Source organism: Allobosea sp. GW822-FHT05A11 (assembly GCF_058800455.1).
The window spans coordinates 63866-76425 of record NZ_JBXAMI010000007.1 but is presented as its reverse complement, the minus strand read 5'-3'; the positions used below and the strand labels follow the sequence as shown (position 1 = coordinate 76425).

General features: G+C 63.8%; 9 protein-coding genes. 3 read left to right on the top strand and 6 right to left on the bottom strand.

Features of this window, described 5'->3' with window-relative positions:
- Window positions 1-25: 25 nt before the first annotated feature.
- Window positions 26-3499 carry a class I SAM-dependent DNA methyltransferase gene (locus AC1RLU_RS22390; protein ID WP_492798593.1) on the bottom strand — a complete coding sequence of 1158 codons (3474 nt, stop codon included), beginning with the start codon at window positions 3497-3499 and terminating at the stop codon, window positions 26-28.
- Window positions 3500-3606: 107 nt separating this feature from the next.
- Here AC1RLU_RS22390 and uvrB point away from each other — a divergent pair, with 107 nt between their 5' ends.
- A complete protein-coding gene (gene uvrB, locus AC1RLU_RS22385; protein ID WP_492798305.1) occupies window positions 3607-6309 on the top strand; it encodes an excinuclease ABC subunit UvrB in 2703 nt (900 codons plus the stop codon).
- Window positions 6310-6330: 21 nt separating this feature from the next.
- Here uvrB and AC1RLU_RS22380 read toward each other — a convergent pair whose 3' ends face one another.
- Together AC1RLU_RS22380 and AC1RLU_RS22375 are read right to left on the bottom strand one after the other, a co-directional pair.
- Entirely contained in the window at window positions 6331-7362 is a 1032-nt protein-coding gene (locus AC1RLU_RS22380) for an RNA-directed DNA polymerase (protein WP_492798304.1), read from the bottom strand.
- An 872-nt stretch (window positions 7363-8234) separates the two neighbouring features.
- Window positions 8235-8732, bottom strand: a complete 498-nt coding sequence (locus tag AC1RLU_RS22375; protein WP_492798303.1) for a GNAT family N-acetyltransferase — start codon at window positions 8730-8732, stop codon at window positions 8235-8237.
- A gap of 611 nt (window positions 8733-9343) precedes the next feature.
- Here AC1RLU_RS22375 and AC1RLU_RS22370 point away from each other — a divergent pair.
- Together AC1RLU_RS22370 and AC1RLU_RS22365 are read left to right on the top strand one after the other, a co-directional pair.
- Window positions 9344-9730, top strand: a complete 387-nt coding sequence (locus AC1RLU_RS22370; protein WP_091858370.1) for a DUF6152 family protein — start codon at window positions 9344-9346, stop codon at window positions 9728-9730.
- A 2-nt stretch (window positions 9731-9732) separates the two neighbouring features.
- Entirely contained in the window at window positions 9733-10206 is a 474-nt protein-coding gene (locus AC1RLU_RS22365; RefSeq protein WP_492798302.1) for a DUF6644 family protein, read from the top strand.
- On the opposite strand, the gene AC1RLU_RS22360 is transcribed toward AC1RLU_RS22365, so the two are convergent.
- From AC1RLU_RS22360 to AC1RLU_RS22350, 3 genes are all read right to left on the bottom strand, one after another.
- Window positions 10203-10652: an NUDIX hydrolase gene (locus tag AC1RLU_RS22360; RefSeq protein ID WP_113587151.1), complete on the bottom strand. Its 450-nt coding sequence runs from the start codon at window positions 10650-10652 to the stop codon at window positions 10203-10205. The genes AC1RLU_RS22365 and AC1RLU_RS22360 overlap by 4 nt on opposite strands.
- A gap of 120 nt (window positions 10653-10772) precedes the next feature.
- Complete coding sequence (nhaA, locus tag AC1RLU_RS22355; RefSeq protein WP_492798301.1) at window positions 10773-11969, bottom strand: Na+/H+ antiporter NhaA; 1197 nt, start codon at window positions 11967-11969, stop codon at window positions 10773-10775.
- Window positions 11970-12051: 82 nt separating this feature from the next.
- Window positions 12052-12438, bottom strand: coding sequence for a c-type cytochrome (locus AC1RLU_RS22350; RefSeq protein ID WP_492798300.1), 387 nt, complete (start codon window positions 12436-12438; stop codon window positions 12052-12054).
- Between the last annotated feature and the right edge of the window lie 122 nt (window positions 12439-12560).

Below are 12560 nucleotides of genomic sequence, written 5' to 3'. Positions count from 1 at the left end.
GACAGGGCCAGTCTGAAGTTCCCGCTCATCCCGTGCCGGTCAGTCGTCGCGCGAAGCTCTGCCCGCCATCGAGGGGCGAGATCTCCCCAACCCGCGCCAGCGAAACCAGAATGTCGCGGATCGCGCGTTCCACCTTGAGGCCCTGGCGGAAGCGCGCTGCGATCGCCCTTGCTGCGATCGGCGTCGATGTGTCGGCCAACGCCGCGAGCACGGCGGCGACCCGCCCGACTGCCTCGGTCGGAAAGGCCGGCTTGCCGGCCGCGGCCGAAATCGGCGTCGGCAAGGCCGCTTCGAGCTGCTCGCCGGCGCGGCCGGGTGTCCCGAAGCGCGGGCGCTGATAGTCCGGCCTGAGCCAGTGGACGATGCCCTGCACCTCCTCCCGCGCACGCTGCCGGTTCAGGGCGACGAGGCGTGCCAGAATCTCCGCTTCGGCCAGGGTGGCCGGCCAGCCATAGGCTGCGGCGGCGGCTTCATCGATGGCCTGGTGATGCTCGTTGAGGATCATGACGAGCCCGCGATCCCGGATATCGGCTTCGGCGGAGCTGAGGGCGCGGCCGGAACGGATTCCTTCGCGGATATTGTACAGCTTGGTGAGGGTCAGGTCGGGATGCGCAGCCAGAACCTCTTTGCGCAGGGCATCGAGTGCCTCCGCCGGGCGCCGGATGGCCTCCTTCTGCACCTCGCTGGCATCCGGGAACGGAAACGGGTCGAAGCAGCGGGATTTCGAATAGCGGGGGCGGTCTTCCAGTGTCGCGCCCTGATGCCGCGACCAGAGGACATGGACATGCGATGAAAGCACGCCGAGATGGAAGGCATCCGACAGCCCGACGGCGACCAGCATGTTGTCGGGCAGGATCGCGGCGTCGAGGAACTGGAAGATGCGGTGCTTCGCCGTCTCGACGGTGACGATATAGCGCTGGAGCGGCGCGAGGACAGGGCGCAACTCGCGGCGCGGTTCTCCGAATATCCACCATTGCAGCCGGTAGTTGTCGCGCCGGTTGGCGTCGCGGCCGACGACCTTGCCGGCACCGTTCCGGGCTTCCTTCACCGTTAGCTTCACATGCTGGTAGACCTCGGGAAAGCGCTCCCGCACGTTTTCCGCTGTAAGCCCGAATAGATCGATCGCCATGGCACCGCGTGGCCGTTCGGTGAGGTCGCGCCCGTTGCGATAGGGCCGGATATGCGCTTCCAGCCCCGGCCTGCGGCTGAGCCCGAGTGCTTCGGCTTCGGCCGGTGTCACGATGAAGCCTGCACCATGCAGCGAGACGCCGCGCGAGCAGAGCCCGCCATTGCTCCGCAAGGGAGCGGCTCGGGTCATGTCCGCACCGATCGTCAGGTCGGCATTGATCCGCCCTTCGCTGACGCCGAGCTCGATCTGCGGCTGGTCGCCGTCTAGTTCTTTCTCGACCATGACGGTACAGAGCTTCCCTTCGTGATACCCGGCTCGTGCGACCGTCATCGCTATCCGCACGGCGGCGGTATCCTTCCCTGCCTTCGTCCAGGGATGATCCGGAATCGCCATGACGATCGAGAGCGGTCGCTTGCCCGTGAGATGCCGCTCGACCGTGCGGCGCTGGAAGAGCTGGGTGATCGAGTTGGTGGTGACGAAGCCGAAGCGGCGCAGGCGCGTGCCGGGCCGTGTCAGCAATTCGGCGGCGTGGTCCCACCAGTACATCACGAGATCGGCGCTTTCGTTCATCTGCGGATGTGCTGCCCAGAGCGCCTCGGCGTAGCTGTCCCCGAGCCTTGCCCGCAGGTCCTTGCCACCGATGAAGGGCGGATTGCCGACGATGAAGGCGGCTTCCGGCCATTCCGGCCGGCGCGGGTTGGGCAGGGTTTCCCGCCCATCGCGCCATTGCGGGATAGGCCAGCCATCCCAGCTCAGCACCGCGTCCTGCTTGTAGATATGGTCGAGCTTTTCGAGGATCGGCTCGCGCGGCGCATGAGGGCGCGTGCGGAAATGCCATTGTAGATGGCCGATCCACAGGACGAGATCGGCTATGGCCACCGCCCGGCGATTGGTCTCCATGCCCAGGAACTGATGCGGCCCGACCTGATGGGCGGCGAAGCCGGAGAGCTCTTCGTTGCGGCCGAGCTCGCCCGCGGCATCGAGGACTTCGCCCTCCAGTTTCTTCATAAGCTCCTGCGAGACGTGGAGAAAATTCCCCGTCCCGCAGGCCGGATCGAGAATCCGCGTGGCGCAGAGCGTCTCGTGGAAATCCTCGACCAGCGCCAGCGCCTTCCGGGCTTCGCCGCCGTCGCGCGCCCGCTGTGCTGCGCCGAGCACGGCCCGCCAGTCCTCGCGCAGCGGGCCGATCACGGTTTCGACGACCAGCCGCTCGACATAGGCGCGCGGCGTGTAATGCGCGCCGAGCCGGGCGCGCTCCTGCGGATCGAGCGCCTGTTCGAGCAGCGTCCCGAAGATCGCGGGTTCGACCTCCTTCCAGTCATGCTCGGCCGCGGCCAGCAATTCGCCGATCTCCTCGCGCCCGAGCGGGAAGACCTGCGCATCCTCGTAGAGCTTGCCGTTGAAGCGCTTCATCCGCTCGCGCACGGAGGTCGAGTATTCCCCCTTGTCCATCGCCTGCCACAGCTCCGAGACGAGCGGCAGGAAGGAATCCGGCGCGTCGCGACACTCGCGCAGCAGGGCCTTGAAGGCGTCCTTGCGGATCAGCCCAACATCCTCGGCGAACATCGTGAACAGGCAGCGCATCAGGAAGAGCGCGACCTCCTCCGGATCATGCGCGCGCTCCAGCACCCGGGAGACGGCGGCCAGCCGCTCGGCGATGGCGCGGGTGACGCGGGCCGCATGGCGGGCAGGATCGAGCGAGGAAGGCTCGGCCCAGATCGCCGCGAGGCGCTGGCGCAGCCCGGCATCGCGCAGATCGTCGAGATAGACGCGGTAGCTCTGCCGGTCGGGAAACTGGACGTAGTTCTTACCCTGTCCGGTGAAGTCGGCATAGAACTCGAAGCAATGCCCGACATCGCAGACGATCAGGAAGGGCGGCCAGCCATGGCTCGCTGGCAGCGCCTTGGCATAGTCCTCCGCCTGGCGTCTGGCATTGAGCATCAGCACGTCCCAGGCGCGATCGGCCCCGCGCCTCCCGCGCGGTCCGGCCGGTTCCGCGAAGGGCAGGGCGCCTTGCGCCGGCAGGACCTCCTTGGCCTGCCCCTTCAGGCGGCTCTGCTTGGCTTCGAGGACGAAGGCGCCCTTGCGGTAGAGGTCGATGCGCCCGGTGCTGTGTCCGCCCCGCCCATCCGGAAAGCGCACGGGATACTCGAAGCGATAGGTCACGGCATCGGAATCGCTGGTCGGCGGCTGCGGCGGCTCGACCCCGATCAGCCCGCAGAATTCGCTGAGGAATTGCGCATAGGCCGCCCGCTCCGCACCTTCCGAGAGGCGCCAGCGGGCGATGAAGGCTTCGACCGCCGCCTCGGCTTCGGACCCGCCCCCCCCCCGACATGGTCCATCTCCATAGGTTGTTGTTGATCGATATATGCAATCTAAGATTGTATTAAGTGTTCCTGTCAACTCCTGTCACCAATCAGCCCTGCGATGCGCCGCACCCCCTCGCATCGCAGGCGGTTCCGCCCCATATTGCGGCCATGCCGAAAAGCTCCGACACCACCGCGACCAAGCCCAAGGCGGCGAAGAAGCCCTCTTCGGCCCGCACACCGAATTCCAAGGCGACCAAGCCTGAGCTGAAGCCGCTCGAAGGCTATCTCGCCGACCTGCTGAACCCCGCGATCAACCGCGGCACGGCGGTGCCCGGCGGCGCCTCCGGCTTCAGCGACAGGCCACAGGCCGGCTACGAGGCGAAGCCGAGCTATGCGCTGGAACGGCCCGGCGGCGAGGAGCGGCCGAAGCGGAAGCTCTCCAAGAAGGCGGATTCCGCCTTCATCGGTGCCGAGGGTGCGGCCGCCGCGACGGCGAGCTCGCTGCAGCATCTCCTGGAGACTGGCAGCCCCTTCATCCAGCCCGGCAAGCCCTGGACGCCTCATAGGCCTGAGCGGCCCGAGAAATCCGAAGGCGGCATCGCCTTCACGATGAAGTCCGACTTCTCCCCGTCAGGCGATCAGCCGACCGCGATCGCCGATCTCGTCGACGGCATCCGCCGGCAGGAGCGCGATCAGGTGCTGCTCGGCGTCACCGGCTCGGGCAAGACCTTCACCATGGCCAAGGTGATCGAGGAGACGCAGCGCCCGGCCCTGATCCTCGCGCCGAACAAGACGCTGGCCGCGCAGCTCTATGGCGAGTTCAAGAGCTTCTTCCCCGACAACGCGGTCGAGTACTTCGTCTCCTATTACGACTATTACCAGCCGGAGGCGTACGTCCCGCGCTCGGACACCTATATCGAGAAGGAATCCTCGATCAACGAGCAGATCGACCGCATGCGCCACTCGGCGACGCGCTCCCTGCTCGAACGCGACGACGTGATCATCGTCGCCTCGGTCTCCTGCATCTACGGTATCGGCTCGGTCGAGACCTATACGGCGATGACCTTCTCGGTGAAGCTCGGCGAGCGCATCGAGCAGCGCCAGCTCATCGCCGATCTCGTCGCGCTCCAGTACAAGCGCACCCAGCACGACTTCGCCCGCGGCACCTTCCGGGTTCGTGGCGACGTGATCGAACTCTACCCGGCCCATTATGAGGACCGCGCCTGGCGCATCGGCCTGTTCGGCGACGAGGTCGAGAGCATCAGCGAATTCGACCCGCTGACCGGCCAGAAGACCGGCGAGCTCGAATTCATCAAGGTCTACGGCAATTCGCACTACACCACGCCGCGCCCGACGCTGACCCAGGCCGTGAAGTCGATCAAGGAGGAGCTCAAGGCCCGCCTCGACGAGCTCAACCGCATGGGCCGCTTCCTGGAGGCGCAGCGGCTCGACCAGCGCTGCACCTTCGACATCGAGATGATCGAGGCCACCGGCTCCTGCAACGGCATCGAGAACTATTCGCGCTATCTCACCGGCCGCAAGCCGGGCGAGCCGCCGCCGACGCTGTTCGAATACCTGCCCGACAACGCGCTGGTCTTCACCGACGAGAGCCATGTCTCCGTGCCGCAAATCGGCGGCATGTACCGGGGCGACTTCCGCCGCAAGGCGACGCTGGCCGAATACGGCTTCCGCCTGCCCTCCTGCATGGACAACCGGCCGCTGCGCTTCGAGGAATGGGACGCGATGCGGCCCCAGTCGGTGCATGTCTCGGCCACGCCCGGCGGCTGGGAGATGGAGCAGACCGGCGGCGTCTTCACCGAGCAGGTCATCCGCCCGACCGGGCTGATCGACCCGCCGGTCGAGATCCGCCCCGCCAAGCATCAGGTCGCGGACCTCCTCGACGAGGTCAAGGAGGTCACCGAGAAGGGCTACCGCACCCTCGTCACCGTGCTGACCAAGCGCATGGCCGAGGACCTGACCGAATACCTGCACGAGAACGGGATTCGCGTCAGGTACATGCACTCGGACATCGACACGATCGAGCGCATCGAGATTCTTCGCGATCTAAGACTGGGTGCGTTCGATGTCCTCGTCGGCATCAACCTGCTGCGCGAGGGCCTCGACATCCCCGAATGCGGCTTCGTCGCCATTTTGGACGCCGACAAGGAGGGCTTCCTGCGCTCCGAGACCTCGCTGATCCAGACCATCGGCCGCGCCGCCCGTAACGTGGACGGCAAGGTCATCCTCTATGCCGACCACATCACCGGCTCGATGGAGCGGGCGATGGCGGAGACCAACCGCCGCCGCGAGAAGCAGGTCGCCTATAACGAGGCGAACGGCATCACGCCGCAGACGATCAAGCGCGCCATCGGCGACATCCTCGGCTCGGTCTATGAGCGCGACCATGTCACGGTCGACAAGGGGCTGGTGACGCCGGCCTCGGGCCACAATCTCAAGGCCGCGATCGCCGATCTCGAGAAGCGCATGCGCGAGGCCGCGGCCGATCTCGAATTCGAGACGGCGGCCCGCCTGCGCGACGAGATCAAGCGCCTGCAGGCGACGGAACTGGCGATCTCGGACGACCCGCTCGCCCGCCAGAGCGATGTCGAGGCCTCCGCCGGCAAGTACAAGGGCGAGCGCTCTTACGGCTCCAGCGCCAACCTGCCGCCGACCCGCGCCCGCAAACCGACGGATGAGGACATGGGCCCGCATAACTGGGGCGGCGGCGAGGGCAAGCCGAAAGCCGGCGAGAAGCCGAACCCGCTATTGACCGGCACCTCACGCGTGCGGAAGCCGACGCTCGACGAAATGGGCCCGGTGCCGGAATCGCGGCCGAAGGGGGCGGGGGAGAGAAGGCGGCGAAAAGGCTAAGCGAGCACTAGGAGCTAACGTTTAATCCTCATCAATGAAGGGGATGACTATTCCGTTGTCGTCGTCGTTATCGTCGTATCCATATCGTGATCGACTTATCGCGCGGCTGTTTTTTTCTTTGAGTTTGTCGACTGACGATTTTATGTCTATGAGCTTTATATTCCTATTTGAGAGATGCTCAAATTCATCTGACATTAATCCGCCGAAGCTGGATTTAACAGTATTTGTCGTTCGCCCAATGATATTTGTCGGCCAGTTTGCGTCAGTTGTCTGTAGTTTCGTAGAGAATCGGACGGAGGGCTTTTTGGATATTTTTCCTTCTGAAAAAGCCTGCACCAAGAGTGCGTTAATGTGAGAATTATTAATGTTTACAAGTGAATCGCATATATCTTCTGATATACTTAGGTCGCAACTCAGCATCATCCAAATAATCCATAGGATTTCGTGGTGATTGCGATATGGCGTGTTGCTTTTTATGATGTTCTCAGAGAGATCTTTCCACGATCCTTTGTCAATTTTGCCGGTTACCGCAAACCTTTTGACTACCAGGAGGCACACATAATCAATCGCATGCGGGAAATAATGTACGCTTCTTTGTAGGTATCCTTCAATCAATTCCCAATGAGCGGTTTTGTAGATTTTTAAGGTATCAAGACCGCGGAGGGCCATCTTTACGGGGCTATCTGAATTGAGAAATTTGGCTTGCTCAAAGGCATTATCAATAAGCAGCGTGAATTTCTGATGGTCCAAATTGTAGCTATGCAGCCCCGAAATCTCGTTCCGGATGCGTTGCGCCCATAAGTCGTTAATCGGTTCGACGCTAGGAAAAACGCGCGTTTTATTGTCATTAAGTTGAAGTTCGTGGTCTGCTAGGATGTCGCGCAGTTTTGAAAGGACTACGAGGGCGTCGGCCTCCGACTTCAGGCCAATATAAAAATCGTCCACATGTCTGACTGCCCCCACTATCGACGCTCCAGCCGATTTCATTAGTTCGTCATCAATGCCGCATGAGATGAATTCGGCGACTAGACGAAAAGCGTCAGGCCCGATCAAGATGCCTCTAGTTTGCGCAGACTGGCAATTCCTAATATGAAAATCCAGTTCGTTAAAGTATATATTAGCTGATTTTTTATCAAAGTCAGCTTTGGAGGCCTGTTTTCCGTGCTTCGACCAAGGTATTGAGCGTGTGTATATGCTCGAAAAGTACTGAGATATATCAGCTTTCAATATAACTGGTGCATACTTGAGATTAGTTGAGCATCTCTTGCTCAATTCTGATAGGGATGGGACCTTAATGCATCTATCTCCGTCGTCTTCCATTATAGACGGAGAGCTTATAGAAAATTTGGACAAATTAAATCTATCTCTAAAATCGACCCAGTTGTTCTTTATAAAACTAGAGACATGAAAATATGAAACGATATTTGGTGTTCCAAACGAACGTCTGTTCCTATCGTGTTTTGTGCCGTTGTATCTTATATAGTCAGTTTCTCTTTTTTGAAATTTCTTCGCGTCGAGGTTCCCGATTATGCCACGGAACGCCCGTTCCGCATCCTTCGAATCGAAGCATGGGGGTAGAGTTTCTGGAAAAAGGCCTCGACTAAGCAAAGAAAGGCGTTTCTTCATTTAGTGGATTCCATCCCGATGCAGCCAGATTGCTTTGAGCATAAATTGAGTGATTTGTTGATAGTATTATCGGATCTGTGATTTCAAGTGTTTGAGCCCATTCGAGGCAATTTCACTCCTGCCATGACCGCTCCCTCCACCTTCGTCCACGCTTCGCGCGATCTCGAACGCTTCCTGCTCGATGCGCGCGATGAGCTCGGCCATGCCACCACGCACCAAACCTGGCCGCAGGGAATCCTTCTCCCCGAGGGGAGAAGGAAGGAGGAGTCGAGATTCGGCTGCCCTATCGGTCCTGAGCCTCAAGCCCCGTCGAAAGCCGCGTGATAGCGCACCGTGCCGGCCGGCATCTTCGCGCCAAAACCCAAGCGCATGAAGTATTCCGGCGGCACGCCCTCCAGCACCAGCGCCGGATCGTTGGCGAAGCCGAAGCGGCCGTAATAGGCGGGGTCGCCGAGCAGGACGCAGCCACCGGCGCCCATCGCGCGCAGGCGCCGCAAACCGTCGCGGATCAGGCCCGAGCCGATGCCGCCGCGCTGCCTGCTTGATCGCACCGAGACCGGCCCGAGCCCGAACCAATCGCGCTCCGCCCCGTCGATCGTCACCGGCGAGAAGGCGACATGGCCGACGATCTCCCCGTCTTCGACGGCGACGAGCGAGAGCGTCAGCGCCCCAGCCGCGCGCAAGCCGTCGATGATCGCCGCTTCGGTGCCGCTGCTATGCGGCGCCGTCGCGAAGGCCTCCGTGGTCAGGGTGCGGATGGCGTCGGAATCGGCGGGCTGTTCGGGGCGGATTTGCATGCGGGGCTTATGCCATGCCTGTGCCGCCGATGAAAACCAATCCCCGCCCGCGCGACCCATGCCTATGCTCTGTTCACCTCACCCCGAGGGGCAGCCATCCGGAGGCATGCTGCATGGCGGGGCGGGGGCGGCGCCCTGCGGCCGGGTTTGCACCCCGGACTCGGGAGGCTGCGGGAACCGCCCTGGGCGTACTACGGCGCCTGTGCGAGGAGCTCGCTGGAAGGCTCGGGATATCCGAGGCCGGGCGCAGAACGGGTGACGAGGCGATGAGCCGAACTGATCCGTGAAGCGCCGGGCCTACGGAACTCCGACCGTATAAGCGCGGCCCGTGGCTTTCAAATCGCCGGCAAGCGGAGCGCCACGGGGCGTGCGGATGGTGGCTCAATCCATCCGCGCCGCATCCTGGCTCAACGGAAGCGGCAAAATACCCCGCGCCTCGCGGCGCTCCGCTGCCCCTCATTCTCCCCGCACGCGGCGACGCGGGCGGCCGCAGGCGCTTGCGCGTTTCTCGACGCCGCCAACGCAGATGTGATGGCCCGGCTGCAACCCGGCCGTGGCAGGCTGGTTGTTGGGAGGCGCGCGGCTCGCGCGCCCGAGCAGGGAGACGTTGCATGACGATGTTGAACCGCCGCCGCCTTCCCGTCCTTCTCGCCGGCCTCGCCGCCACCGTCGCGCTGCCGGCGCTGGCGCATCACGGCTGGGCCTGGGCCGAGGGCGAGCAGATGACGCTCAAGGGCAAGATCAGCAAGATCTCGATGGCCCCGCCGCATCCGATGCTGATGGTCGAGTCCGAGGGCAAGCTCTGGCAGGTCGACCTCGGCAATCCCAACCAGACCGAGCGCTCCGGCTTCCGCGGCGACACGGCCAAGCCGGGCGATGCCATCACCGCGCTCGGCAACCGCCATCTCGACAAGACCAAGCTTCACATGAAGGCCGTGCGCATCACCCTCGCCGGCAAGGATTACGACATGTATCCGGAGCGCATCCGCACGAACTGAGCGTGGCCGGCTTGATCGAAGCGCTGGGGCACTGGCCGGGCGCGCTGTGGCTGCAGCGCTCCGGCACCGCCTATCTCGTCGTCAACGCCGCCCATATCCTCGGCATCGGCTTGCTCGTCGGCGCGATCCTGCCGCTCGATCTCCGATTGATCGGCCTGTTGCGCGCCGCCCCGCTCGCCGTGCTCGCGCCCTTCCTGACCCGCGCTGCCGCCTTCGGCCTCGCCCTGGCGCTATTCACCGGCGCCTGGCTGTTCACGGTGAAGCCGTCCGAATATGCGGGGAACCCGGCCTTCCTCGCGAAGCTCGCCCTGCTCGCGCTGGCGCTCGGCAATATCGCGCTCCAGCATCGGGGCAGGGCGCTGGCGGAGGCCTTGGCGACCGAGCGGGCGCCGCTCGGGGTGCGGGCGAGCGCCTTCGCCTCCTTCACGCTCTGGCTGGCAGTGCTGCTGGCGGGGCGCTGGATCGGCTTTGTCTAGGCCGCGACGGCGAGCTGGGTGTCGAGCTTGCGGATGGCGGTGCTGAGCTCGGGCTCGTCGACGATATCGGCGGCGTCGGCCAGCGTGAACCAGTGCAGGTCGCGCTGGTGCTGCTCGGCCCAGCTGTCGAGCTGCTGCTCGACCTCAAGCAGATAGAGCTTCACCTCGCAGAGCGCGAAATGGTCGTTCATCCGCTTCCAGTAGGTATAGCGCCCGGCCGGCTTCTCGCTGACGCGGCCGATCACGCCGGCTTCCTCATAGGCCTCGCGCGCAGCGGCGTCGCGGTCCTTGAGGCCCTTCATCGGCCAGCCCTTGGGCACGATCCAGCGGCGCGTCGTGCGCGAGGTCACGAGCAGGATTTCGGTCGAGCCGTCGGCGGCGTGACGGATCGGCATGGCGGCGATCTGCGACCGCTTCTCCCCCGGCTTCCGCTTGGCCTTCTTCATCGACGTCGAGAGCCCTTTCCCGGCTGCACATTCGTCCGGCTTCGAATCACAGATGTTCGCCGGAACGAATAAATATTGCATCGATCCGGAAAAATGGAAGAGGCGTTCCGTCGAATCGCATCAGCCCTTCGATTCGCGCATATCCTCTGGCCTCGCCAGCCGCAGCAAGAGCCAGCCGCAGATGCCGGAGAGCAGCGAGCCGGCGATGACGCCGATCTTCGTCTGGCTCTGCAGGGCTTCCGAATCCGGGAAGGCAAGCAGCCCGATGAACAGGCTCATGGTGAAGCCGATGCCGCAGAGCAGGGCGGTGCCGTAGAACTGCGCCCAGGAGGCGCGGGCCGGCAGATCGGCGAAGCCCGTGCGGATCGCCAGCCAGCTGAAGCCGAAGACGCCGATCTGCTTGCCGAGGAACAGCCCGAGCATGATGCCGAACGGAACGGGGGCGGCGAGCGTGGAAAGCCCGAGCCCGGCGAAGGAGACGCCGGCATTGGCGAAGCCGAAGACCGGGATGACCAGGAAGGCGACCCAAGGGTGCAGCCCGTGCTCCAGCCGGTGCAGCGGCGAGCCGGCATCGTCGGGCTTGGCCGGCGAGGGGGTGAGCGGGATCGTCAGCGCCAGCGCGACGCCGGCCAGCGTCGCATGCACGCCGGATTTCAGAGTGAAGTACCAGAGCGCCAGGCCGAGCAAGAGATAGGGCGCCAGCCGCATCACGCCGAGCCGGTTCAGCGCGATGAGCGTCGCGAGCGTCGCGGCGGCGAGCCCGAGGTGAAGGCCCGAAAGACCGGCCGTGTAGAAGACCGCGATGATGATCACCGCGCCGAGATCGTCGAGGATGGCGAGCGCTGTCAGGAAGACCTTGAGCGAGGCCGGGACGCGCGAGCCCAGCAGCGAGAGCACGCCGAGCGCGAAGGCGATGTCGGTGGCTGTCGGGATGGCCCAGCCGCGCAGGCTTTCGGGCGCGCCGAGATTGAAGGCGACATAGATCAGCGCCGGCGCGACCATGCCGCCGAGCGCGGCGAAGCCGGGCAGGACGCGGCGGCTCCAGCTCGAGAGTTGCCCGTCCAGCATCTCGCGCTTGATCTCGAGCCCGACGAGCAGGAAGAACACCGCCATCAGCGCGTCGTTGATCCAGTGCAGGACCGACAGGCCCAGCACATAGCTCTTCAGCACGCCGAAATAGAGCGGCGCCGCCGGCGAATTGGCGACGACGAGGGCAAGGGCCGCGACGACCATCAGGACGATGCCGCCCGCTGCCTCGCCGTGCAGGAAGTCCCGCAAGGCGGAAAGGGGTTTCGTCCGGGTCGCTGGGGCGGCCATCAAGCTCTCCTTGGTCGATCAGACGCGGAGAGATACGACAGGCAGCCGCCGAAGACCAAGTTTGCCGATGCCGCAGGCGGCTTCAGGACTTCTTGCCGTCCTTGTCGAACTGCTTGAGGAAGGCGGTGAGGTCCTTGATCTCCTTCTCGCTCTTGATGCCGGCGAAGATCATCTTGGTGCCGGGGATCTTGGTCCTAGGGTCCTTGATGTACTCGGCGAAGGTCGCCTCGTCCCAGGTCAGGCCGGAATTCTTGTTGGCGGCCGAGTAGCTGTAGCCCTCGACGGCGCCGGAATGCCGGCCGATCAGCCCGTTGAGCTCGGGGCCGACGAGATTGCGCGCGCCTTCGCCGATCTGGTGGCAGGCGCGGCATTTTGCGAAGGAGCGTTCGCCTGCCGAGGCATCCTGTGCCGCGGCCGGTTGGGGGAGGAGGGGGAGAAGGAGAACAAGGCTGGAGAGAATGGCTCGCATGATCACGTCTTTCGACTTGGAGGCATTCTCAGCTTAGCGCCGAGCCGCGTGCCGATGGCATGAGCCATTTCGACGCGCGGCGCGCTGGCCTTTCAGCTGGAAAATGAGAGCTCGGGGAATTC